Annotated in this window: 20 protein-coding genes; all 20 read left to right on the forward strand. The window is 67.8% G+C overall.

The window, feature by feature from the left end:
• The first annotated feature begins 14 nt into the window (after positions 1–14).
• The 20 genes from AC5Y43_RS16010 (at position 15) to eccA (ending at position 25,534) form a co-directional block, all read left to right on the forward strand.
• Complete coding sequence (locus tag AC5Y43_RS16010) at positions 15–527, forward strand: pullulanase (RefSeq protein WP_499973986.1); 513 nt, start codon at positions 15–17, stop codon at positions 525–527.
• A gap of 90 nt (positions 528–617) precedes the next feature.
• Complete coding sequence (locus tag AC5Y43_RS16015; RefSeq protein ID WP_499973988.1) at positions 618–947, forward strand: DUF2563 family protein; 330 nt, start codon at positions 618–620, stop codon at positions 945–947.
• Positions 914–2,764 carry a putative alpha/beta hydrolase gene (locus AC5Y43_RS16020; RefSeq protein ID WP_499973990.1) on the forward strand — a complete coding sequence of 617 codons (1,851 nt, stop codon included), beginning with the start codon at positions 914–916 and terminating at the stop codon, positions 2,762–2,764. The genes AC5Y43_RS16015 and AC5Y43_RS16020 overlap by 34 nt, the downstream gene beginning before the upstream one ends.
• 434 nt (positions 2,765–3,198) lie before the next feature.
• Positions 3,199–3,729, forward strand: a complete 531-nt coding sequence (locus AC5Y43_RS16025) for a hypothetical protein (RefSeq protein WP_499973992.1) — start codon at positions 3,199–3,201, stop codon at positions 3,727–3,729.
• Positions 3,730–5,211: 1,482 nt separating this feature from the next.
• Positions 5,212–5,952, forward strand: a complete 741-nt coding sequence (locus tag AC5Y43_RS16030; protein ID WP_499973993.1) for a DUF5631 domain-containing protein — start codon at positions 5,212–5,214, stop codon at positions 5,950–5,952.
• Positions 5,953–6,106: 154 nt separating this feature from the next.
• Positions 6,107–7,009, forward strand: coding sequence for a hypothetical protein (locus tag AC5Y43_RS16035; protein ID WP_499974042.1), 903 nt, complete (start codon positions 6,107–6,109; stop codon positions 7,007–7,009).
• 329 nt (positions 7,010–7,338) lie between these two features.
• Entirely contained in the window at positions 7,339–7,665 is a 327-nt protein-coding gene (locus tag AC5Y43_RS16040) for a DUF2710 family protein (protein ID WP_499973994.1), read from the forward strand.
• Positions 7,666–7,675: 10 nt separating this feature from the next.
• A complete protein-coding gene (locus AC5Y43_RS16045) occupies positions 7,676–8,530 on the forward strand; it encodes a transglycosylase SLT domain-containing protein (RefSeq protein WP_499974044.1) in 855 nt (284 codons plus the stop codon).
• A 3-nt stretch (positions 8,531–8,533) separates the two neighbouring features.
• On the forward strand, positions 8,534–10,018 hold the full coding sequence (eccB, locus tag AC5Y43_RS16050) for a type VII secretion protein EccB (RefSeq protein ID WP_499973996.1): 1,485 nt from the start codon (positions 8,534–8,536) through the stop codon (positions 10,016–10,018).
• 4 nt (positions 10,019–10,022) lie between these two features.
• A complete protein-coding gene (gene eccCa / locus AC5Y43_RS16055) occupies positions 10,023–14,234 on the forward strand; it encodes a type VII secretion protein EccCa (protein WP_499973998.1) in 4,212 nt (1,403 codons plus the stop codon).
• A gap of 305 nt (positions 14,235–14,539) precedes the next feature.
• Positions 14,540–14,839 carry a PE domain-containing protein gene (locus tag AC5Y43_RS16060; RefSeq protein ID WP_499973999.1) on the forward strand — a complete coding sequence of 100 codons (300 nt, stop codon included), beginning with the start codon at positions 14,540–14,542 and terminating at the stop codon, positions 14,837–14,839.
• Positions 14,840–14,846: 7 nt separating this feature from the next.
• Complete coding sequence (locus AC5Y43_RS16065) at positions 14,847–16,028, forward strand: PPE domain-containing protein (RefSeq protein WP_499974001.1); 1,182 nt, start codon at positions 14,847–14,849, stop codon at positions 16,026–16,028.
• A 126-nt stretch (positions 16,029–16,154) separates the two neighbouring features.
• The gene (locus AC5Y43_RS16070; RefSeq protein ID WP_499974002.1) at positions 16,155–16,475 is read left to right on the forward strand and encodes a WXG100 family type VII secretion target; all 321 of its coding nucleotides are present in this window, start codon (positions 16,155–16,157) and stop codon (positions 16,473–16,475) included.
• A 35-nt stretch (positions 16,476–16,510) separates the two neighbouring features.
• On the forward strand, positions 16,511–16,798 hold the full coding sequence (locus AC5Y43_RS16075) for a WXG100 family type VII secretion target (protein ID WP_499974004.1): 288 nt from the start codon (positions 16,511–16,513) through the stop codon (positions 16,796–16,798).
• 118 nt (positions 16,799–16,916) lie between these two features.
• Positions 16,917–17,747 carry an ESX secretion-associated protein EspG gene (locus AC5Y43_RS16080; protein ID WP_499974006.1) on the forward strand — a complete coding sequence of 277 codons (831 nt, stop codon included), beginning with the start codon at positions 16,917–16,919 and terminating at the stop codon, positions 17,745–17,747.
• Positions 17,748–17,882: 135 nt separating this feature from the next.
• Complete coding sequence (locus tag AC5Y43_RS16085) at positions 17,883–18,911, forward strand: MinD/ParA family ATP-binding protein (protein WP_499974008.1); 1,029 nt, start codon at positions 17,883–17,885, stop codon at positions 18,909–18,911.
• Positions 18,908–20,437, forward strand: coding sequence for a type VII secretion integral membrane protein EccD (gene eccD, locus AC5Y43_RS16090; RefSeq protein ID WP_499974010.1), 1,530 nt, complete (start codon positions 18,908–18,910; stop codon positions 20,435–20,437). The genes AC5Y43_RS16085 and eccD overlap by 4 nt, the downstream gene beginning before the upstream one ends.
• Before the next feature lie 14 nt (positions 20,438–20,451).
• On the forward strand, positions 20,452–22,116 hold the full coding sequence (gene mycP, locus AC5Y43_RS16095) for a type VII secretion-associated serine protease mycosin (protein WP_499974046.1): 1,665 nt from the start codon (positions 20,452–20,454) through the stop codon (positions 22,114–22,116).
• A complete protein-coding gene (gene eccE, locus AC5Y43_RS16100; RefSeq protein WP_499974012.1) occupies positions 22,113–23,675 on the forward strand; it encodes a type VII secretion protein EccE in 1,563 nt (520 codons plus the stop codon). Before mycP ends, eccE begins: the two co-directional genes overlap by 4 nt.
• Positions 23,676–23,695: 20 nt before the next feature.
• Positions 23,696–25,534 (forward strand): type VII secretion AAA-ATPase EccA, encoded by a 1,839-nt coding sequence (gene eccA / locus AC5Y43_RS16105; RefSeq protein ID WP_499974014.1) that lies wholly within the window; start codon positions 23,696–23,698, stop codon positions 25,532–25,534.
• Positions 25,535–25,582: the final 48 nt, after the last annotated feature.

Raw genomic sequence — 25,582 nt, forward strand, 5'->3', positions numbered from 1 at the left:
GCGTCCGAGAAGGCATGGATTACTGCCTCGCGAATGACGGTGGCGCAGCGGCCATCTGGCATGGCCCGCCCACGCTCGACCTGGACGGCGACGGCCGCCCGGACGCGATCGGCGGCGTGGACCTGGACGGCGACGGCATGCAGGACGACGCGCTGGCGGATCTCGACGGAGACGGGATCGCCGATCACGCCGTCCTGGATGTGGACAACGACGGCACCCCGGAGGCGTACTTCACCGACGACGGATCGGGGACGTGGGGCGTGGCCGTCGACCGCGGCGGGCAACTGCGGTGGTTCGGCCTCGACGGCGTCGAGCACACCGGCGGTCCGCTGGTCGACTTCGACGGCCTCGGGCACGCCGACGACCGCCTGCTCGACACCGACGGCGACGGGGTGGCCGACCGGGTGCTGTGCGCCGCCGACAACGGCGTGACCGGATACGTCGACACCGACGGCGACGGCAGATGGAATGTCCGGCTGACCGACCTCGACGGCGACGGCCGGGCCGACGGGGCGAGCAACCTATGAGCGCAGCGAGCGGGACTGAATTGACCGCCAACCGGGCCGTTATTAGCTTTACCAGCAGATCGCATGATTTCGAGCCGGGAGGGGGCAGCGATGTTCGTCGACCCTGACTTGCTGCACTCGGGGGCCAACGAGTCACACCGAGCGGGTGGGCACGCCCAGGACGGGGCCGACCGGCTGGCGCAGGGGCCGCTGGCCTCGGGGATGTTCGGCGGCTTTCCCGCCGCCGAGACGTTTCACGGCGCGGTGACCACCGCCCACGGCCAGCACGTCAAGAACTTGCAGGCCCACCAGGAGACGCTGACCGGACTCGGGCACAAGGCGCACTACGCCGCCAACGGGTTCACCAGCATGGACGAGCGCAACGCCGCAGAAGAGCGGGCGGTGCGGTGGACCTCCGGTACATCAGCAGTCAACACCTGATAGCCGAAGCCCGCGGCGACCCGTGGGCGATCAACGACAGCCTGCAAGCGGGCCGCCCCGCGGAGATTTCCCAACTGGCGCAGGCGTTTCGCAGGGCCGGACGTTGCACCGCCGAGTCCGGGGCCGCCTTCGATGAGGCACGCCGGCGCTTCGAGGCGTCGTGGAACCGCGTGAGCGGCGAGCACCCGATCAACGACGCGGCCGAAGTGCGGCGCTTGACGGCGTCGCTCGGCGCCCAGTCCTTGCAGCTGCCGGCGATCGCTGTGGAGTTGGAGAACGTCGCGGCCGCGCTGGCCGAGGCGCAACGCGCCGGTGCGCAGTGGATCTCGTCGTTGGAGGCCCGGCTGCGACAGGTCGACGACCTAATTGGGGACGCGCTGGCGCTGGAGAACGGCGGCGGACTCACCACGGGGGATCGGTCCGCGCTGGACGCGCTTGTCGGTGCCCTGGAGCAGCAAGCCATCGACGACACCGCGGCGGCGGTGGGCCGGCTCCGGTCGGAGCGCAGCGGCTACTCACAGTCCCTGGCCAGATCGCTGACCACGTTGCGCACCGACGGGTACGACCCGGCCGTTCTCTACGCCGCGGAAGCGCCGGGGCCGTCGAATCCCGAAGAGCCGCTGCGGATTCCGCCGCCGGAAACCGGCGCCGAAGGGATCAACCGGTGGTGGAAGACGCTGAGCCCCGAGCAGCAGAGCCGCCTGATCGCCGACCACCCGCCGGAGCTCGGCAACCTCAACGGCATTCCCGTCGTCGTGCGCAGCCGCGTCAACAAGGCGGCGATGTACGACGACCGGCGGCGCGTCGAGGACGTCACCGCGGAGCGCGGCATGTCGATCGACGCCGTCCTCGCCGACCCCGGCAAGCACGGGCTGACGCCGACGGCCATCACCCGCTACACCAACGCCTGCCGCACCGGAGAGGGACTCAGCGCGTCCGATGCGGACGTCTTCCTTGTGAAGTACCAGCCCGAGGCGTTCGGCGGGCAGGGCGCCGCGGCCATCGCGGTCGGGAACCCCGACACCGCGGCCAACACCGCGGTGTTGGTGAAGGGAGCGGGCACCTCCGTGCGCGACGGGACGCTGGCCCAAGCCGACGGCGTCAACCTGTACCGGGAGTCGGCCCATGCCGAGTGGGGCAAGCGGACCGCGGTGGTGACGTGGATCGGCTACGACGCCCCCGACGGCTGGTATGAGCCGGAGCTTCGCGAACCGGACATGGCCCGCACCGGTGCGCAGGCGTTGGCCGCTGACGTCAACGCCTTGGCCGTCACCCACGAGGGCGCGCCGGCACACACGACGGTGATCGGCCACTCCTACGGATCGACCGTTGTCGCCGATGCGGCGACGGCATACGGGATGCGCGCCAACGACGTGGTGCTGGTCGGCTCACCGGGCACCGACCTGGCGCATTCGGTTAGGGACTTCCACCTGCCGGCTGGCGGTCACCTGTATGTCGGCGCGGCCTCCGGCGACGCGGTCACCTGGTCGCCCGCTCGGGTGACCGGACCCGGCCTCATCGGCCTGAGCTTTGGCGGGCTGGGCGATGATCCCGCCGTCGACGGCTACGGCTCCACCCGGTTCAAGGCCGAGGTGCCCGGCACGTCCTGGAATCCGGTCTACGACCACCTGCGCTACTTCGACGACGGGTCCGAGTCGCTATTCAGCATGTCCGATGTGGTCTCCGGTCACGGCGATGCTTTGCAGCACGACGGGATGACTGCGCGGCACCGCGGGGAGTATGGCGTGGGCGAGTGGTTCGACCCTGAGTTAGGACGACTTGGTACCGGCGGACACCGTCATCGGGCGGCGGGCTAAGCAGTCGAGCCAGACAGTAACCGCAAGGGAAACAGCGGCGTCTTGCTCAACCAGGAACCTTGTTAAGTATGTCGTTGACGATATCGAGCACCACTTGCTGGCCCCGGCCCGTGTTCGTCATGAGCACATCGACATCAACAAACACATTGTTTTTGGCTGCGATGGCCGGGGCCGTCGTGTGTATGCAGCGCGGGTCCGTATGCCGTGACAGGCGTGGTGGCAAGCTAACGTCATCTGCCGTTCGACGATGACGTTGCTCGGGGCCCCCGGGCCGTAGTTCGACTTCGAGCGTTGGCCGCCACCTCGAGGTTCCATGAGTCACTACCGTCGCCCCCCTAGAGGCGGGTACATGACCTGCTTTGGGTGCATGCGTAGAGCTCGCAGAAGGTGCCGGCTGAAGTGACATCGCGATGCAGGCGATTAGCCTTACTTACGTGACGAATTTCCAGCCACCGACTCCGGCGCAGTGGACAACGCCGGTGCAAGCGAGCAGGCCTGTGTCGAATGGACCCATAGCGGTCGCGCTGGCCGTGATCGGCTTGATTGCGGTGGCCGCGCTAGTTGTCGGCATCATTGATCTCACTAGGTCGACGGCCACTGTTGGGGATAAGGCTCCCCCGTCCGTGGCACCTACTCCGACGTTCACGCAAGACGAAATCGCGAGCGCTAAAAAGGAACTCTGCGCCGCGTACCATCTCGCTGCGCATTCGGTCAACGTGGATACGCATTTCTCAGATAAGGCCCTGGCGAGGATCTCTCTAGTTAATGGAGCGGGGCTGCTCGATGCAGCAGCGGCAAATCCGGCGCTGAATTCTGATGATCGCGACGCCGCACGCGCGCTTGCCTCGGCGTACCGCACCTCCAATGCTGTGAGTAGTGATACCGATGCTTCGTCGCCGTTGTACCAAGCGACAATCGACGACATAACTCGAACGAATGTGGCCATGTCGAAAATCTGTCCGTAGGAGGCAAAACATACCGTTCCCGTAGAAGCATGGTCAGGGGGCTAGATGGCTCGAGGCTTGTCGGGAGGCGGGATTGGGCCCTAAGGAGGCGCGCTAATGGTGGGGGACCTGCCACCGGGCAAGTACACTGTGGCCCTAATCGGTGCGTGGTGGCCGCAGTCGCCATCGGCGCTTCGGGGTGGTGCCCAACATTGGCGGATGCTTCAACAGCAGCAGGAACAGTACGCGCAAGGTCTACATAACCAGTGGACCCAATTTGCATCTCGAAACGAGGGGTACACTGCCGACGATCTGGTTTCTCGCTACCGACAGGGTGAACATTTCCATCTTGATTTAGCGGAAAAGTATAAGGTGAAAGCCGACGCACTTGAGAGGGCGGCAGACGCAGTCGATAATTTACGCGCGGGGCTGAGGGGGATAGCGGACGATTACAACCAGCGAATCTCCAATATCGAGAATTCGAAAGAATCTGCAATCGTGAAAATTGCTGAAATTGAAAAGCTGATTGTCGAAGCTAATGGATTTGCCGCGCATAAGTCGGGCGCCGCGGTTGCCACGATCATGGACTCAACGCAGACCATCCTGACCAAGGAGGGGGTGTCGATGTCCGCGCAGGAGTTCCTTAAGAGCCAGGGCCTAAGCGTCGATGCACCAATGAAGCCTGTTATGGCGGATGCTAGCGCTCCGGGGACCCATGGTGTTGGCAGTGGAACCCACGGAGGCGGTAACTCTGGCGACGGCGGTTCGCCGGGCTTGCATGGACGTGGCGACAGACCACTCGGAGGCGCCAGTTTCGCAGGGAGTAGTGATCCGCCGGGCTTGCAGGGTGCTGCCGGTGGAAGTCACGGCTCAAGTCTCGAAGGTGGGGGCGGTAGCGCTCCGATTTCTCCTTTTGGTGGAGGCGGGCATATCTCAGGCGGCCCCGGTGTTACGGCGCCCTTTCCTGGGAGCGGCGGCCTCTCGCCAGCCGCAACTTTAGGCGGACTTTCGCCGAACCAACTCAGCAACTCGTTCGCACAAGGAGTGATGGCAGGCCAGCCAGCAGGGTCCGGCGCGAACCAGCTGTCGCAGGGGCTGATGAACGCGACCGGCGCGGGTTCAGCGCCACCGCCACAAGTGCCAGTCACACCGCCTGTGTCCGGTACAACTATCCCTGCTACGGGTGGCGATTTGGCTGCGGTGGACCATGCCTCCGCCGGGCCGAGCTCCACCGGTTCCAGTTCGCCCCCGGTGTCGACCGGTGGTGCAGTGCCCGTCACCGCAGCGATGGTCGGTGGGGGGCCGGTGGCAACACCGATGACTCCGGTGACGGGCACCCCGGCTTCCCCCGCCGGACCCCTGCCCGCATACGGCTCCGATCTGCGCCCCCCAGTTATTGCTCCACCATCGGTGCCGGCGCCGGTTGGCCCGGTGTCTGGTGCACCGGTCGTGCCCTCGGGATCGTCGTCGCCACCGACTTCGCCATCGGCGGGCAGTCCGTTGATGTCTACGGTCCAGCGGGGCGCTGCCGAACAGATCGGGGCAAGCGCTGCGACTCCCGCTGGTGGGGCGAGTTTGTCTGCGGCCGCCGGTGCCGTTGCCGGCGACGTTTCGAGCCGGGCCGCCGAACAACAGAGGCTCCAGCGCCTAGTAGATGCGGTGGCTCGCCAGGCCTTAGGCCTGTCATGGGCGGCTGGTCTGCGTGACGATGGCACGACGATTCTGGTCAGTGACGTCGCGGGCGGGTGGATCCCGCCGATTGTGAAGATCCCCGTCGGCGTGAATCGGTTGCTGGAACCGGCTCACCGTCGGTCTGATGCCAACGTTGTTGACCTGTTGGGCGTCGTCACCGCCGCGGCGGTGCATAAACCCCACGGATTCATCGCCAAACCGGAACCCGATGATCCCCCGCTCACAGGTGACCGCGTGGCTCGTACTGGGCCCGAGGTGGATGAGCTGGGCCCGGCGCTCGTCGAGGCTGTGAGGCGCCGCGACGGCTTGCCCCGTATTGCCCAGACCATGGCGCGAGCCGCGACGCGCGGAACAGGGGTCACCGAGAACGAGATCGACGTGTTGGAACACGAGCAGCAACGTGCCTACCAGAAAACACAGGAGGATCCGCACGACCTGTCGAGGGCGGCGGATTGGATGCTTCTGGCAGCCATCGAGGCACTCGTAGAGGGCCACGAACCCATAGCGAACTACCACATGGCGTGGTACCAGGCGGTCGAGGCCAAGCTGTGATGACTACCTTTCGACCGACGCGCGTTTTACCATGCGACTAACTAAAGGGCGGTTCGTAGCCGCGGGCGGTTGGCGTGTCGAAGCAGGTAGCACGCTACGACGCCCTTCAGGGGAGGCTTGAGGAGAGATCGTGTCGGGTGGTCGAGATATCTCGATGTTCCCGGAGGACTACGGGCTGCTGGGCAGCAACCCGTTGGCGCCGCCCGGGGTAGTGCCGGTGGGCATGCCGCCGGGAGGGGCCGCACCCGCTGATATCGCTGGAACCGGAACTCTGGCGGCCAGTAATCTCGGCGTGCCCGGCGACCAAGCCGCCAGCGCGGAGGGGGAGGCCGATCGCCGGGGCCACGCACTCGATGCCGCCCAGAAATTCCCCGCCAACGAGGCCGACTCGGCGCAGCAGTTCCAGCAGATCGCCCAGATGATTCCGCAGATGATGTCAGGGTTCGCAGGGGCGTTCACCGGCGCGCTCGGCGGCATCATGGGGCCGCTCACCCAGTTCCCGCAACAGGCGATGCAGGCCGCGCAGAGCGCGATGCAACCGCTGATGAGCGCGGCGAAGGGCGGCGGGGCGGCCGAGGCCGCTCTGACGGGCATGTCGGGCGAGGCGGCGCCCTTCGACGCTGCCGGTGCAGGCGGAGGCGGCTCCGGCGGCGGCGGGGGCGGCCTCGGCGGTGGCGGCACGACCCCGACCGGGTACCTGGGACCGCCGCCGGTGCCCTCGTCATCCCCGCCGACGACACCGGCCGCGGCGTCGGCCAAGCCGCTGGCGATGCCCCCGACCGGTGGGATGCCGCCGCCGTCGGGGCCGATGGGCATGACCGGTATGCCGATGATGCCCGGCGCGATGGGCGCGCACGGTGAAAGCGGGAGCAAGGACAAGCCCGCCGAAAAGCGGGTGACCGTCCCCGGCATCCCCAACGGCCAGCCGGTCAAGGGCCGCCTGACGGCGCCGCCGAGCGTTCCCGTCACGAAATCCGACGGCAAGCCGCCCGTCGTCGCCAAGCCCAACCGCCGGATCGTGATTGTCCCGGCGGATGAAGAGCCGCCGCAGCAATAGCTCGTATGAAAATGGGCGTTTCGCCGAATTGCGTTCTCGAGCTGAATGGCTACTAATACCGCGCCCGAAGGTGAGTGGTCCGCGAGTGGTTAAAGGCAGTAATCTCATGACGTGTGGCCATTATCGAAATGCTGGCGAGTTTGGATTCGCTGAGGCCGACGTGGGCTACACAAACACTTCCGAAATCCTGTGCAGCGCAGCGGCTGTTGCCGCGTTAGCGAACGGCCTGGGGGTACCCGAGCGCGCCGACAGCTTGCCCGGTGCATCCTGTTGGGGCCGCCGAGGCAACCGCGGTCGACGGGCCAGAAGTTATGGGAGATGCGGCTGAGGTGTCCGGTACGGATGCGGTGCGCCCGGACGCGGCGACGGACAAGGCAGTGGTCGACCAGGTCCTGGCCGACCTGAAGGCGAATTTCGAGAAGTGGGAGGAAGTACTGGCCGCCCAGGAGGCGGTGACTTTCACCGCCGACGTGGGGGACGTCCATGCGGTGTGCAATTCCGACGGGCGGCTCACCGGGCTGTCGTTGGCGCCGCACGTGATGACGTCGTACACCTGTCGGGAGCTGGTGGATCGACTGAATATGGTTTTCGAGGCATTGCGCGAAGAAGCGCAGGCCGATTTCGATCGAAATTACGGTGGGGGAATCGTTGAATGATCCTCTGGTGATGCGGGCGGTGGCCGCCCTGTCTCGCGGCCACGGCTTGTTCGTCGGCGGCGACGCGGGGCACGGCATCGGTGACGCGCCCGTGCGGGTTGACGCCCGCGCCGACGGGATAGGGCGCGCGGCGCACGCGGGCGGGTGGCCCGGGCGGGCGGCGGTCCGGGCAGCGACGTCGACGGCAAGGCTGCGCCGGTTGGCCGAGACCGACGGGACCCTGGACGCGGTCCTGGCGGGGGCGCGGGCCGAACGCGCCGACGCCCGCGCCGCGACGCGGCGAAACCTGGACGCGGCCGTTGTCGATGCCATGCCCGCGGCCGATACGCCGCTCGGCCGACGCGAGGCGATGGCCCGGATGGCGACGCGGCTGCGCACGCAGCACGGACACATCGTGCGATCGCGGGCACGCGCGCGGCAGCTGGCGACGAGGTTGCGGCGGCTGCGCTACCCGCGCACACACCCGGCACGACGGGAACATGGCAACAGACGTGCAGCGGTCTGGGCAGCAATCCGGGAAGCCATGGATATCAAGGGCATTCACGACCCGGCCGCCCGTGCCCGATGGGCGCGAGGCATGGATCTGGTGGTGCGCCGCGAGTCCAACTACGACGCCTACGCCGAAAACGACTGGGATTCCAACGCGGCCAGGGGCACTCCGTCCAAGGGGGCGTTTCAATTCATCGCGCCGACATTCGCGTCGTATCACCAGCCGGGCACGTCGAGGAGCATCCACGATCTGGTGGCGCAGGCGTGCGCGTTCATCAACTACGCGCAACGCCACTACGGCGTCGCCGCCGATGCGTCGAATCTGGCCGCCCGGATTCAGCAGGCCGATCCCCACCGCGGACCGAGGGGTTATTGACCGATGCCGTTGAGTTTGTCCAACCGCGACCAGAATTCGGGTCACCTGTTCTACAACCGGCGACTCCGGGCGGCGACGACGCGCTTCTCGGTGCGAATGAAACACGATGACCGCAAGCAGACCGCCGCCCTCGCGCTGTCGGTGGTGTTGGTAGCCATTGCCGCGGGTTGGATGGTGCTGCTGAACGTACTCAAACCCAGTGGCGTGGTGGGTGATTCCGCCATCATCGGCGACCGCGAATCCGGGGCGCTCTACGCGCGCATCGAGGGCCGGTTGTATCCGGCGCTGAATCTGACCTCCGCGCGGCTGGCGACGGGCACCGCCGGGCAGCCCACCTGGGTGAAGCCCGCCGAGGTCGCGAAGTATCCGACCGGCCCGCTCATCGGCATCCCGGGTGCGCCGGCGGCCATGCCGGTACACAGGGGCGCGACGTCGGCGTGGGCGGTGTGCGACACGGCGGGGCGGCCGCGTACCGCGGACAAGCCGGTGGTGACTTCCATTGCGGGACAGCTCTTCGCGGGTCGCGCGGCACCGATGGCCAGGGATGCGGCGCTGTTGGCGAGCTTTCAAGGCTCCGCCTACGTGATCTGGGGCGGCAAGCGCTCGCAGGTCGATCCCACCGACCGGGCGGTGACTCTGAGCCTGGGGCTGGACCCCGGAGTCACTGTCCCCGTGGAGATCTCGCGCGCGCTGTTCGACGGGCTGCCGGCGACCGAGCCGCTGCGCGTGCCCAAGGTCCCCGAGGCCGGGACCCCGTCGAGGTTCCTGCCGGGCTCGCAGGTGGGTGCGGTGCTGCAGTCCCAGACGGCCGGCGGGGGCAGCCAGTTCTACGTGTTGCTGGCCGACGGGGTGCAAAAAGTCGGCGGCTTCGTGGCAGACCTGATGCGTAGCGCCAACTCCTACGGATCGACGACGCCGCGGACGGTGACTCCGGACGTGCTGGTCAACATTCCCGTCGTGAACTCGCTGGCGGTGGATTACTACCCGACCGGACGACTGAATTTCATTGACTCCGCGGCGAACCCGACGACGTGCGTGGCGTGGGAGAAGGCATCGACCGATCCGCAGGCTCGGGTCGCGATCTACAACGGTCGCGGACTTCCGGTGCTGCCGTCGATGGACGACCGCATCGTGCGCCTGGTCCGCGACGACCGCGACCCGGCGTCGGTGGTGGCCAATCAGGTGCTGGTGTTGCCCGGCGCGGTCAACTTCGTGACGTCGACGAGCGGTGTGATCACCAGCGACTCACGCGAATCACTGTTCTGGGTTGCCGATAACGGGGTGCGGTTCGGTATCGCCTCCGAGGAATCGACGCTGCGTGCGCTGGGACTGGACCCGACGATGGCGGTGCAGGCGCCCTGGCCGCTGTTGCGGACGTTCGCCGCGGGCCCGGCGCTGTCGCAACAGGCGGCGCTGGTGGCGCGTGACACCGTGCCGGCGCTCGGGCAGGCGACCGTGGTCACCACAGGGGCGAGGGCGGGAGGCTAGAGCAATGTCGAAAAGGGCGTTTCCCATCAACCGGCTCAAGATCCAGCCGCCGAAACCCGTTCGGGTGGCACCGAATGCGCCGATCGCCCTCCCCGAGCGCGAGCCGCGCAACATCTGGGTGATGATCGGCGTGCCCGCCCTCATCGTCGCGCTGATCGGCACCATCGTCATGCTGTACGTCTCGGGGGTCCGCAGCCTGTCGACGGGCTTCTTCCCACTGATGGGCATCGGCGCGTTCAGCATGCTGGCGTTTTCCGGGCGGTTCGGGCGGGCCCGCAAAATCACCTGGGGCGAAATGGAAAAGGGCCGCCGCCGCTACCTTCGCGACCTCGACGGCAACCGCGACGAGATCCAGAACGCGGTGTGTGCCCAGCGAAAGTGGCAGGAAGCCGTGCATTCCGACCCGCGCGGGCTGGGCGCCATCATCGGCGGCCCGCGGATGTGGGAGCGCGGTCGCGCCGACGTCGACTTCCTGGAGGTCCGGCTCGGCACTGGTGTGCAACACGCGCCGGATTCGGTGCTGTCGGTGACCTGGCCCGACATCTCCTCCGACGAGGAACTGGAGCCCGTCACCGGTCAGGCGCTGCGCGATTTCATCCTGGAACAGCGCAAGATTCGCGATATCGCCAAGGTGGTTAACCTGCGATCGGCGCCCGGATTCAGCTTCGTCGGCGACGACTTGAACCGGGTGCGGTCGCTGCTGCGTGCGCTGCTGTGCTCGCTGGCGGTGTTCCACAACCCGCACGACGTCAAGTTGATGGTCGTCACGCGCAACCCCGAGTTGTGGTCGTGGATGGTGTGGCTGCCGCACAACCTGCACGACGACTTGTTCGACGCGTGCGGGTGGCGACGGCTGATCTTCGCCACCCCCGAGGACCTCGAAGCGGCGCTGGGCGCCGAGCTGCACATGAAGGGCCGGCGCGGCCAGTGGACTCCGCTGGCGGCGGCCGCCCCGACCACCACCGGCTCGGCTTTGGAGTCGGGCCAACCCGATACCGGGGCCGAGCTGGGCCCGCACTGGGTGATCGTCGACGACAACACCGGCAGCCCCGAGGCATGGGAGAGCGTCGTCGGCCAGGTCGGCAAGGCGGGAATCACCGTGCTGCGCATCGCATCCCGGGCCGGCATCGGTGTGGGGTTCGACAAGGACCAGCTCTATCAGATGAGCGAGCGGCCGGCCTCGCATGCCATCGCCAACGGTTCCGCCCAGCTTCCGGTCAACGGCGACAGCGCCGAGGACGACGACGGTCGTGCGGCGCCGCTGCTGCGCGCGGGCGGCAAGTTCTTCGCCCACGCCGACCAGCTGTCGATCCCGCGGGCCTACCGGTATGCGCGCGCGATGGCGCGGTGGTCGCCGACGAGCAGCGCCGAGATCGCCGACTCCACCAGCGGCGCGGCCGAGTTGCTGCGCGCGTTGGGCATCGGCGACCCGCGCGACTTGGACGTCGACCGACTGTGGACCGAGCGGCGCGGCCGCGGTGACGAGCGGTGGTGCGAGATCCCGGTGGGCGCCAAACCCAACGGCGAGCTGCAGAACGTCATCTTCCGCGCAAAGGACTTCGGCGGCTTCGGTTTTCACTCGGTGGTCATTGGCACCAGCGGCTCGGGCAAGTCGGAATTCTTCCTGTCGCTGGTATACGGCATCGCGCTGACACACTCGCCCGAGGCATTCAACGTCATCTTCGTCGACATGAAGTTCGAGTCGGCCGCCCAGGACATCCTCGGCATTCCGCACGTGGTGGCCGCGCTGTCCAACCTCGGTAAGGACGAGCGGCACCTGGCCGAGCGGATGCGCAGGGTCATCGACGGTGAAATCAAGCAGCGCTACGAGCTTTTCACGTCGGTGGGTGCGCGCGACGCCAACGACTACGAGGAGATCCGGCTCGCGGGACGCGACCTTCCGCCGGTGCCGGTATTGCTGGTCATCGTCGACGAATACCTCGAATTGTTCGCCAATCACGACAAGTGGATCAACTTGATCATTCACATCGGTCAGGAGGGCCGCGGCGCCAACGTCTTCTTCATGCTGGGCGGCCAGCGGCTCGATCTGTCGTCCCTGCAAAAGGTGAAGTCCAACATCGCCTTTCGCATCGCGCTGCGCGCCGAATCCGGCGACGACAGCCGCGAGGTGATCGGCACCGACGCCGCCTACCATCTGCCGTCGAAGGAAAACGGTTTCGCGCTGCTCAAGGTGGGGCCGCGCGACCTCGAGCCGTTCCGCTGTTTTTATCTCTCGGCGCCGTTCGTCGTGCCCAAGAAGGCCGAGGTGATCAGGACCGTCGACATGACCCTGACGCAGCCACGGCTGTACAACTGGCAGTACCAGCCGCTGGACGACGCCGACGCCGCGGCTCTGGAGGCCGCGTCAGCCGCCGACGAGGAGCCCGACGAATTCCTTTTGCACGACGACGGTTTCAAGAAAAAGAAGATCGTGGACGTCTTGCGGGAGTCGCTGCACACGGTGCCGCACCGGGCACCGCGCCGGCCGTGGCTCGAGCCGCTGGAGAATCCCGAGCCCGTCGACGCCGTGGTCGCGGGATGGCGCGGCAAGCCGTGGCACGTCGACTACGGCCACAACCCGGGCCTGGTGTTTCCGGTGGGAATCATGGACATCCCCGAGGAGTCCAAGCAGGTCGTGCACTCCGTTGATGCGTTGCGCAGCAACATCATTGTGGTGGGCGCCAAACAGCGCGGCAAGACAACCACGATGATGACGCTGATGTGCTCCGCGGCCATGATGTACACGCCGTCGCGGGTGACGTTCTTCTGCGTCGGCGGGGCCACTATGGCTCAGATCGGGTCGCTGCCGCACATCGCCGACATCGTGTCGCCCAAGGACACCGAGGGCATCGAGCGCATCTTGAGCAGCATGGAGGCGCTGATCGACGCCCGCGAGGACGCGTTCCGGCGTGCCAACATCGATCTCGACGGGTTCCGCGAGCGACGGTTCGGGCCCGGCAGCGATGGCCTGGGCGGGACCGACCCGAACGATCCGTTCGGCGACGTCTTCGTGGTCGTCGACGACTACGACGATCTGTACTCGAAGGACATGATGCTGGGCGACCGCATCATCTCGCTGAGTAGCCGCGGCCCCGAATATGGGGTGCACGTGATGTGCAGTGCCGGCGGCTGGATCCACGGGCAGCGGCAGAAGCTGCTGCAGAACGCCACCGCGCGAATCCAGTTGCGGCTGGCCGATCCTGGGGAGAGCCAGATGGGCCAGTCGGCGATCGAGTCGCGCGAGGCGGCCCGCCGCACGTTGACCCGCCCCGGCTTCGGGCTGACCGACTCCCTGCACGAATTGCTGGTCGGACTTCCCGTGATGGTCGACCCGGCGACCCGCACGCTGGTGGACACCCCCCACGTCGGCGCCCGGATCGCCGACGTCGCCGGAGTCACCAAGCACGCGGTCCTGCAACGGTTGCCGGACCGGGTGGAATTGAAGGCGGTTCTGCAAGCCCACGCCGCCACCCGCGGCCCCGACGAGCTGTCGATCGCGTTCGCCATCGGCGAGCGACACCAACTGGGGCCGGTGCCATTGCGGTTGTCGCACACCCCCGGCCTGATGATCTTGGGCCGCCAGGGGTGCGGCAAGAGCCTGTCGCTGGTGGCCATCGGCGAGGCGGTGATGAGCCGGTTCAGCCCGGACGAGGCCCAGCTGACGCTGATCGACCCGAAGGCCGCCCCGCACGGGCTACGGGATCTGCACGCCCCGGGCTATGTGCGCGCCTACGCCTACGACCAAGACGAAATCGACCGCGTCATCACCGAACTGGCCCAGGAGATCTTGCTGCCCCGGCTGCCCCCGAAGGGCCTGAGCCAGGAGGAGTTGCGCGCACTCAAGCCGTGGGAGGGCACGCGGCACTTCGTGCTGATCGACGACATCCAAGACCTGCGGCCGGCGCAGAACTACCCGGCAACCCCGCCGGTGGGCGCCGCGCTCTGGATGCTGATGGAACGCGCCCGGCAGATCGGCCTGCACGTGTTCACCACGCGCAACAGCACGAACTGGGCGACGCTGCAGATGGACCCGTGGATGAGGTATCAAACGTCGGCAAAAGTCTCAGCGCTGTATATGGACAACGATCCGCAAAACAAGATCAACCGGCTTGTTCGCGCCCAAATGTTACCGCCGGGACGCGGATTGTTGGTGAGCGATGAATCCGACGTCGAGGGAATTCTGGTGGGCCTGCCGGCTATTGTTACCGGCCAATAGCGCGGAGCGTTATCAAGCGCCGGAGTTCGCGCGCGACACAGCACCCGCGGAGCAGGGCTGGTTGAAAACGACGATTTCGCCATGCGCGGCCCTCCGCGCACGTGACAGGCGTTGCAGGAGTGGCAGCAGCGGCCGCTGCGATTCAAGTGGCAGTAATTAGACGCGAGTTCAATTGGGGCACAACAAGACCGATTTGAAGCCGGTGAGATCGGAGGTTACAAATGGTGAATACACGATCGGCCGGGAGGCATTAGACTGACCGATCATTCGCAGTGATGCGACTGCGAGAACCGCGGAGGGAAATTATGTCGTTCACCGTACAACCCGAGGCTGTCTTGGGCTCAGCCGGAGCGGAATCGGCCATCAGCGCGGAAGTCCAGTCGGCGGCGGCGGCCGCCGCGCCGGCGCTGCTCGGCACCACGCCAATGGGTAACGACCCGGACTCGGCGCTGTTCACCGCGGCGCTCAACGCCTGCGGGGGCGCGTACGTCGGGGTCGTGCAGGAACACGCCGTGCAGCGGGGGCTGTTCGCCGGGACGCAGAACATCGCGGCGTGCGTCTACACCGCCACCGAGGCGGTACGCAGCCTGACGCTCGGGTTGTAGGCGGCTCATGCCTGACCCGGGGTGGGCGGCGCGCCCACCCGAAGCGAACGACCTGCTGCTCAAGACGGGGACCGGGGTGGCCACGATGCTGGCCAACCAAACCGCGTGGATCGCCGTAGGTGCCAGTCATCACGCTTCGGCGGCCGCGTCGATGGCCAACACCGCCGTGACCTCCGCGGGCTGGCTGGGATCGGGATCGGTGGGCTCGGCCGCGAACGTCACGGCCCTCAACGCGGCACTGCACGGGCTGGCGGGCTGGGTGGATGTGAAGCCGGGAGTGGTCGCGGCGGCGATCGCGGCGTACGAGACGGCCAATGCCGGCATGGTTCCGGCGCCGGTGTGCACCGCCAACCGTGTCGAAGAGGCGGCCGACAACGTCGCCAACCCCAGCGTCTTCTGGACGTTGACCCCGCGCATCACCGAGCTGGACGTCGAGTATTTCGAGGTGATGTGGCACAACAACTCCCTGCGGGGGGTCACCTACGGCGCCGCCCTCGCCGTGCTGGCCCAAAGCCTGGCAATTCCACCGCCGCTGGCGACCATGGGCGCCTCGCCGGCCGCCCCGGCGGAGGCCGCCGCGGCGATCGGCCAGGCCGCCGGTGAGACCGGGGCCGGCGACGGGATGCGTGCCGCGTATCAAGGCGTACAGACCGGTACATCGGGCGCCGGCCGGGCATCATCGGCAGGCCAGGGCCTGGGCGACCTGAACACCTTCATGCAACCGGTGCAGTCGCTGCTGGGGGCGGTACCGCAGGCGATGCAGGCCCCCACTCAGCTGATGCAGGCGCCGATGAGCGCGATGCAGCCGCTTCAATCGATGATGACCGGCATGTTCGCCAGCCCCGGTGCCGGGATGGCGGGCGCCGGGACGCCGGTCACGGCGGTCAGCGCGCTGTCGGCGGCGCCCAGTGGGGTCGGCGGGGGTTCGCTCGGCGGTGCCGGCATGCCGGCGACGACCTTCACCCGACCGGTCAGCGCGTTCGATTCCGGCAGCGGTGGCCGCCCGGTCGGGCTGCGGCCCAGCGGAGCGCTGGGAGCCGAATCGCTGCGGCCCCCGACGACGACATCGACGACGGGCGGCACGGGAATGGGCGGGATGCCGGTGGGTGCGGCGGCCGGTGGCCACGGCGGGTCCGACAAGAAGTCCGAGCAGCCCGCCACGGTGCGCGTCGTCGACCAAAGAGTGTGAAACGGCCTGCTCAAAGGGTGAATCGACACATCTGAACAGCGGCCATACACTTCGACGCATCCCCCGAGAAGCCAGCGGGGACAACACAATAAAGGAATACGCCTAACCGCAGAAGGAGAAGTAACCGTGTCAATTGTCGTAGATGCAAACATGCTGCGAAGCACGAGCGACGCGATCCAAGCGAATATGGAGCACGCGGTCGCGGTCGTCAAGGGCTACTTGGCGAACCAGGAAAACGTCATGAACCCCGCAACCTGGTCGGGCGACGCCGTCGTGGCCTCGCACCGGACCGCGATGCAGCTTTCTGACGACCTCAACAAAATCTTGTCGGGCGGCACGCGCCTGGCCGAGGGCCTCAAGCAGGCGGCGGCGCTGATGGAAAGCCATGAGGCCGACGCGCAGCACGCGTTCGCGTCCCTGTTCGGCGGCTCGCCGCAGAGCGTCTAACCCGACACCGATTTCGTCTCAGGAAGGAATTCATCATGACTGGTCCCATCGCCTACAACCCGGGCCCCGTGGCCGACTTCGCCGCAGATGTCGCTTCGCGGGCCGGCCAGCTCGACGCCATTCACTCCGACGTCGCGAACAAGACCAACGCGCTCCAGGAATTCTTCGCCGGCCACGGCGCCATGGGGTTCTTCGACGCGCAGCACCAGATGCTGTCGGGTCTGCAGGGCTCCATCCAACACATCCATCAGCACGGTGCGACGACCAGCCACGTGCTCGACGGTGCGATCCAAACGGACATGCACATCAACCGCCTTTTCTGAAATCGCCTGCCCGATGGCGCCTTTGGCGACCGACGGGGGGTGTCACCAAGGTGGGGCGCCGACAGCCGGATCCGCCCCACCTCTGGTTTGTCCGGCGACCGGCTGAGGTGAAAGTGACGTGCTGACAACGACTCTCGACGGCCTGTGGGTACTGCAGGCGGTGACCGGGGTCGAACAGCTGTGCCCCGAGCTGGGATTGCGGCCATTGGTGCCGCGGGTGGAGACCCCGGAGCTGGCGCTGCGCCATCCGGTGGTCGCCGAGCTCAAAGCGTGCGGTGCGCTCGACGAGGCGGGCAACGCCGACCCGATGATCCGAGAATGGCTGACCGTGCTGTTGCGGCGCGACCTCGGGTTGCTGCTGAATATCAGCGTGCCGGGCCGCGATCCGACGCGCGCGGCCATCTGCCGATTCGCCACCTGGTGGGTGGTGCTGGAGCGGCACGGCGACATGGTGCGCCTTCATCCCGCCGGCACCGCCAGCGAGTCGGGCACGGCCACCGAGCTCGTGGTGGGTCAAGTCGAGCGGCTATGCGGTGTCGCCGAAGCGGCGCCGCTGCGGCCGGTCACCCTGGACACTGCCGAACTGCAGGAATCCGTGCGCGATGCCGCCGGCCTGAAATCGTTTCTGCTCAAACAGCGCTTGGACGTCGACCAACTGCAGATCCTCACCACGGCCGCCGATCCGGCGCGGTCGGCGTCCGCGGCCATCGTGGCGCTGCAGGCCGGGGTCGGGCCGGAAAAGACGGCCCGCCTCGCGATCGGGGACTCGACGGTCGCCGTCGTCGACACCCCCGCCGGCCGCCTGTGTGTGGAGGGTGTGATGTCGGGTGGACGTCGCTACCAGCTGCTCTCGCCGGGATCACGCAGCGACATCGCCGCCGCGGTGCAGCGTCTCATCCAGAGCCTGCCCGCCGGCGAGGAGTGGTACTCCTACCGGCGCGTGGTCTGAGCGAACGCGTCAAAAGGTCGCTTACAACCAATGGGCGAATGGCGAAGCTGAAAACGCTGCGAATGCAGTTCTCGGGTTTGATGTGCGTTTGATCGCGTAAACGGGCTATCACGAATCGTGTTAGCATTGACGGTCGTGACGACCTCTTGGAATGACCCCAATATGTACGACGAAGAGAGGCTTGGGCGGGGGGATCCGCCAGCGGCGCGCCACCGGGATTCGGTATCGGATACCATGCGTATTACCGATTTAGCCGCTCCACGAAAAATTCCTCCGGGTTCGGGTTGGCGGAAATTCATTTACAATATTTCGTTCCGCAAGATAAATCTCGGAGAATCACCGCGCGAACGCCATTATCGCGAATTAAGGGAGCGCATCCGCCGGCATATTCGTCGGCAATTTGTGATCACCCTCGTCTCGGGCAAGGGCGGGGTCGGTGTGTCGACCATGACCGCGTGCATCGGTGGTGTCTTCCGCGAATGCCGGCCGACGAACGTGATCGCGATCGACGCCGTGCCGAGCTTCGGAACGCTGTCCGACCGGATCGACGAGTCGCCACCCGGTGACTACACCGCCATCATCAACGACACCGACGTGCAAGGCTACGCCGATATCCGGGAACACCTGGGGCAGAACGTGGTAGGGCTCGACGTGCTGGCGGGCAACCGGACGTCGGACCAGCCCAGGCCGCTGGTGCCGGCGATGTTCGCCGGGGTGTTGTCGCGCCTGCGGCGAACCCATAACGTCATGGTGGTCGACACCGCGCCCGACCTCGAACACCCCGTCATGAAGACCGTTCTGGACAACACCGACACCCTGGTGTTCGTCTCGGGGATCACCGCCGACCGGTCCCGGCCGGTGCTGCGCGCCATCGATTTCCTCAGCGCGCAGGGCTACCACGAGCTGGTGTCGCACAGCACGGTGATCATCAACCACACCGACAGCGCCGCCGACAAGGATGCCCTGGCTTATCTGACCGAGCGGTTCACCAAGGTCGGCGCGACCGTCGAGGTGATGCCGTTCGATCCGCACCTGGCCAAGGGCGGCATCATCGACACCGTCCACGAGCTCACCAAGAAGTCGCGGTTGCGGCTGTTCGAGATCACCGCGGGGCTGGCCGACAAATACGTGCCCGAGGCAGGCGCCGAGAGGGCCCAGCAGTGACGTCCCCGCACAAGGTCGCGTTCCCGGCGCGGTGTGCGGTCAACATCTCCTACGACAAACACCTGTGCTCCCAGGTGTTTCCGGCGGGGACGCCGGTGGAGGGCTTCTTCGAGGGCATGGTCGAGCTGCTCAGCGACGACCTCAAGCGCAAGGGATTCGACGGTGTCGCGCTGCCGCCGGGCAGCTACGAGCTCCACAAGGTCAACGGCGTGCGCCTGGACATCAACAAGAGCCTCGACGAGCTCGGCGTCCAAGACGGCGACACGCTGGTGCTGGTTCCCCGCGTCGACGGCGAATCCTTTGAACCGCAATACGAATCGCTGTCGACGGCGCTGGCGGCGATGGGCAAGTGGCTCGGCCGCGACGGCGGGGATCGGATGTTCGCGCCGGTGTCGGCGCTGACCGCCGCCCATACCGCGGTCGTGATCGCCGCCATGGCGGTCGGCGTGGTCGCGGGACTGGCCCTGCGGGAGCGGGCCCACTCCGACAGCCTTGTCCCGGCCGCCGTGTCCGGCGGGGTGGGGGTGCTCCTCGCGATCGCGACGGTCGTGGTGTTCCGCGGCTGGTCGCATCGGCGTGACATGTTCAGCGGATTCGCATGGCTCACGGTGCTTTTGGCCGCCGTGGCCGGTGCTTGCGCGCCGCCCGGGAGGCTGGGCGCCCCGCACGCGCTGATCGGGCTCGTCGTGGTGATTCTCGGCGCCATCGCGATCAGCGTGGTGACGCGCAAGCGGTGGCAGACCGCCGCCGCGACCGCGGTGGTGACGATATGCGGGATCGTGGCCGCCGTGGCCGCCGCCAGGATGTTCCGGCCGGTGTCGGCGCAGGTGTTGTCGGTCTGTGTGCTGGTCGGGCTGCTCGTGCTGGTGCGGATGGCGCCGACAATCGCGCTATGGGTGGCGCGGGTGCGTCCGCCGCACTTCGGATCCATCACGGGGCGTGACCTTTTCGCGCGGCGCGAGGGTATGCCCGTCGACACGGTGTCGCCGGTCACCGCGAAGGAAACCGAGGACGAGGACGACGAGCTCACCGACATCACCGCCCGTGGCGCCGCCATCGCCGCGTCGGCGCGGTTGGTCAACGCCATTCAGGTGGGGCTGTGCGTGGGGGCGTCGGTCGTGCTGCCGGCCGCGGTGTGGGGGGTGTTGGCGCCGGGCCGTCGTTGGGCGTGGCTGGCGCTGTTGGTGGCTGGGCTGACGGTGGGCATTTTCATCACGCAGGGCCGCGGGTTCGCCGCCAAGTACCAAGCCGTCGCGCTGGTGTGCGGGGCCTGCGCGGCGGTGTGCGCCGGCATCGTCAAGTACGCGCTGGTGGAACCGCGCAGCCTCGAGTCCGGGCTGATCTGGCCCGTCGCGCTGGTGGTGGCCTTTGCCGCATTCGGTTTGGCCGCAGCGCTTCTGGTTCCCGCGACGCGGTTCCGGCCGTTGATCCGGTTGACCGTGGAATGGCTCGAGGTGGTCGCCATGATCGTGTTGCTGCCGGCGGCCGCGGCGCTGGGGGGGTTGTTCACGTGGCTAAGACACTGAAGCCACTGAAACCATTGAGGCCACTGAAATCGCTGTGCACCCGGGCCGCAGCAATCGTCGCAGCGCTGACCCTGGTCGCCTTCGCAGGCAATATCCCCGCCGCGCAAGCCATTTCACCGCCCTCGGTGGATCCGGGGCTGGTGCCCCCGGACGGGCCGCCACGCTCGGACCAACCGATGCGGCGTGCCAACAGCTGCTCGGTGCCGATCACCGTCAAGACGCCCGACGTGTCGCAGCTTGCTCCCGGCTTCAACCTGCTCAACATCAGTCAGGCCTGGCAGTACAGCACCGGCAACGGCGTGTCCGTGGCGGTCATCGACACCGGGATCACCCCCAACCCTCGGCTGCCGGCCGTTCCCGGCGGCGACTACATCATGGGTGAGGACGGGCTGTCGGATTGCGACGCACACGGCACGGTCGTCGGCGCCATCATCGGCGCTGCGCCACAAGGACTTGTGCCGATGCCCCGCCCGCTTCCGGCCACACCGGCGTTCCCCCCGCCGGCCGGCCCACCGCCGGCAGCAGGGGCGCCGCTGCCGCCGGTGGAAGTCCCGCCGCCCGCGCCGCCTCCGCCTCCGCCGCCGCCGGTGACGATCACACTCGTCCCCCCGCCGCCGCCACCCCCGCCCCCGCCCCCGGAAGCCGGCGCGATGGCTCCCTCCAACGGGCCGCCCGACCCGCAAACCGAAGACGAACCCGCGGTACCGGCGCCCCCGCCGGGGGCACCCGACGGGGTGGTGGGCGTGGCACCGCACGCGACCGTCATCTCGATCCGGCAGTCCTCGCGGGCCTTCGAGCAGGTGAACCCGGCACCGGCCGATCCCAACTCGGACGAGAAGGTCAAAGCCGGCACCCTGAACACCCTGGCCCGTGCCGTCGTCCACGCCGCGAACATGGGCGCGAAGGTGATCAACATTTCGGTGACCTCCTGCCTGCCGGCCGCGTCGTCCACCGATCAACGGGCGCTGGGCGCGGCGCTGTGGTACGCGGCGACCAACAAGGACGCGGTGATCGTGGCCGCCGCCGGCAACGACGGGGAAGGCGGCTGCGACAACAACCCGCTGTACGACCCGCTGAATCCGTCGGATCCGCGCGACTGGCATCAGGTGAAGGTCATCTCCTCGCCGTCGTGGTTCTCCGACTACGTCTTGTCCGTGGGAGGCGTCGACGCCACCGGCGCCGGGATCGACAAGAGCATGTCGGGCCCCTGGGTCGGGGCGGCCGGCCCGGCGACCCACATCATGGGCCTGTCGCCCCAAGGCGGTGGCCCGGTCAACGCCTATCCGCCGTCGCGGCCGGGCGAGAAGAACATGCCGTTCTGGGGCACCAGCTTCTCGGCGGCCTACGTCAGTGGTGTCGCGGCGCTGGTGCGCGCGAAATACCCTGAGCTGAGCGCACATCAGGTGATCAACCGGATCGTGCAGTCGGCGCACAATCCGCCCGCCGGCGTCGACAACAAGGTGGGCTACGGCCTGGTGGATCCCGTCGCGGCCTTGACGTTCAACATCCCGCCCGGCGACCGGCTGCCGCCGGGGGCGCAGACCCGGGTGATCACGCCGGCCGCGCCCCCGCCGCCGCCGGATCGTCGGGCGCGCAACATCGCGCTGGGCTTCCTCGGCGCCGTGGCCGCCGGCGTGCTGGTGGTGGCGGTCGGGTCGCGATTGCGGAGAGCGCGATGAGGCCGCGGCTGACCGGATTCAGCCCTGCCAGCAATCGGCGGGTGATCGGGATACTGGTGGTGTTCCTGCTGGCGTTGGCGTGCTGGGCCTTCGGTGGGTACATCGGCGCGGCGGTGGCCGTCGTGGTGGCCGGGGCGATTGTGTTCGTGCGATGGCGCGGGCAGCCGGTGTGGTCGTGGGCGGTGCTGGCGCTGCGGGGCCGGCGGCCGATCAGCTGGTGCGACCCGGTCACGGTGGCCAGCAACCGATCCGGCGGCGGGGTGCGCGTCCACGACGGCGTGGCGGTGGTGGCGGTGCAGCTTCTCGGCAGGGCACACCGGGCCACCATGGTGACCGGCTCGGTCAGCGTCGACACCGAGAACGTCATCGACGTGGCTGAATTGGTGCCGATGCTGCAGCATCCGCTGGGCCTGGAGCTCGACTCGATCAGCGTCGTCTCGTTCGGGTCGCGCTGCGGCAACGTCGGCGACTATCCACGGGTGTACGACGCCGAAATCGGCACTCCCCCGTACGCCGGCCGCCGCGAAACGTGGTTGATCCTGCGGCTGCCGGCGATCGACAACACCGACGCGCTGCGCTGGCGCACAACCCTTGGAGCGACGGCACTTTCGGCCGCGCAGCGCATCGCCGGACTCCTGCGGTGCCAGGGCCTGCGCACGAAGGTCGCCACGGCAACCGACCTCAGCGAGCTCGACCGCCGGCTCGGCTGGGACGCCGTATCCGGTCAGATGCAAAAGTGGAAGGCCATCCGCGGTGAGGCCGGGTGGATGACCACGTATGCCTACCCGGCCGAGGCGATCGCCTCCCACGTGCTCGCACAGGCCTGGACGCTGCGCGTCGACGAGGTCATCCAGAACGTGACGATCTACCCCGGCGGTACGTGCACCGCGACCATCACCGTGCGCACCCCCACGCCGGCACCGAGCCCACCCAGCGTGATCCTGCGCCGCCTCAACGGCGAGCAGGCGGCCGCGGCGGCGGCCAACATGTGCGGGCCGCGGCCCTTCCTGCGCGGGCTGCGCCGAAGCCCGTTGCCGGACAGCCTGTTCGTCGAGATCGGGCCCTCGGGGGTGCTGGTGGGCAAGCTGAGCAACGGCGACCGGCTGATGATCCCGGTCACCGACGCCGGCGAGCTGTCGAGGGTGTTCGTGGCCGGCGACGACGCGATCGCCAAACGCATCGTGATCCGCACCGCCGGCGCCGGCGAACGGGTGTGCGTGCACACCCGCGACCCGAAACGCTGGGCCAGCGTGCGGATGCCGGTGGTCAGCGTCGTCAGCAGCTCGCGCCCGGTGCCGCGCACCACCGTCAGCGTCGTCGAGCACACGCCCGCCGCGGTCTCACCCGCGCCCCGGCCGGCCACCGTCATCACCGTCGCGCCGGCCGGCACGGTCCTTCCCGACGGGCACGGGCACACGTTCGAGGTCGCTATCGAGCAAGTCAGCGGTGCGACGGTGAAAGTGACTGCGGCGGGCCAATCTTGGCTGGTTGACATGGACCTGTTCCGGGCGGAGAACCGCTATGTCAACCTTGAGTCAGTGGCGATGTCGTACACCTAGCGTCGAGGACGGTGCACACGATGGGGGACTTGCTCACGGCGCGTAGGCATTTCGATCGCGCCATGGCAATCAGGGACCGGCAGGGGCGTGCCGCGGCGATGCCGGAATTCGTCGCCGCCACCGAGGCCGACCCGTCGATGGCCGACGCCTGGCTGGGCCGGGTCGCGTGCGGCGACAACGACCTGGCGTCCCTGAAACGGCTCAACCATCACCGCGAATGGCTGCACCGCGAGACCACCCGGATCGGCCGCAGCCTGGCGGCCGAGCTGCAGCTGGGCCCCTACATCGGCATCACGGTCACCGACGCCTCCCAGGTGGGTCTGGCGCTGTCCTCGGCGCTGACGATCGCGGGTGAATACACCGAGGCCGACAAGCTGCTCGCCAACCGCGAGCTGCTTGATTCGTGGGGCAACTACCAGTGGCACCAGCTCGCTCGTGCGTTTCTGATGTATGCCACGCAGCGCTGGCCGGACGTCTTGTTCACGGCCGCCGAGGAGCTGCCCCCGCAGGCGATCATCATGTCGGCGGTGACGGCGTCGATTTGCGCGCTGGCCGCCCACGCCGCCGCGCACCTGGGGCAGGGCCGGGTGGCGCTCGACTGGCTGGACCGCGTCGACGTGATCGGGCAGAGCGCGTCGTCGAGCAGGTTCGGCGCCGAGGTGTTGACGGCCTCGATCGGGCCGGCCGACATTCCGCTCCTGGTCGCCGATCTTGCGTACGTGCGGGGCATGGTGCATCGCCAGCTCCACGAGGAGGATCGGGCGCAGATCTGGCTGTCCAAGGCGACCATCAACGGCGTGCTGACCGATGCCGCCAAGTCCGCACTGGCCGACCCGAATCTGCAATTGGTGGTCACCGACGAACAGACCATCGCCACCCGCACCGACAAGTGGGACGCCGCCACGGGTAAAAGCCGCGACGAGCGCGACGACGACGACGCCGCCGAGCGGCGCGCCGAGCTGCTGGCCGAGGGCCGCCGGCTGCTGGCAAAACAGGTCGGCCTGGCGGCGGTCAAGGACGCGGTGTCGGCGCTGGAGGACCAGCTCGAAGTGCGCATGATGCGCCTCGAGCACGGGCTGCCGGTCGAGGGCCAGACCAATCACATGCTGCTGGTGGGACCGCCCGGCACGGGTAAGACGACCACGGCCGAGGCGCTGGGCAAGATCTACGCGGGCATGGGCATCGTGCGCCATCCCGAAATCCGGGAGGTGCGCCGCTCCGACTTCTGCGGGCACTACATCGGCGAGTCCGGCCCCAAGACCAACGAGCTGATCGAAAAGTCGCTCGGCCGAATCATTTTCATGGACGAGTTCTACTCGCTGGTCGAGCGCCACCAGGACGGCACCCCCGACATGATCGGCATGGAGGCCGTCAACCAGATCCTGGTCGCCCTGGAGGCCCACCGCTTCGACTTCTGCTTCATCGGGGCGGGCTACGAGGAGCAGGTGGACGAATTCCTCACGGTGAACCCGGGTTTGGCCGGCCGGTTCAACCGCAAGCTGCGGTTCGAGTCCTACTCGCCGGGCGAGATCGTCGAGATCGGTAATCGCTACGCCACGCCGCGGGCCAGCCTGCTCGACGACGGCGCGCGCGAGGCGTTTTTGGATGCGGCCACCACGATCCGCAACTACACCACCCCCGGCGGTCAGCACGGCATCGACGCCATGCAGAACGGCCGCTTCGCCCGCAACGTCGTCGAGCGCGCCGAGGGGTTCCGCGACACCCGGGTGGTGGCCCAAAAGCGTTCGGGGCAGCCGGTGACCGTCGAGGACTTGCAGATCATCACCGCCGCCGACATCGAGGCCGCCGTGCGCAGCGTGTGTTCGGACAACCGCGACATGGCCGCGATCGTCTGGTAGCCGGCCGGTTCGCGACGCTGTCGGGAACCAGGCCGCCCTGGCTGGGAT

Source organism: Mycobacterium sp. NGS57 (genome assembly GCF_059812405.1).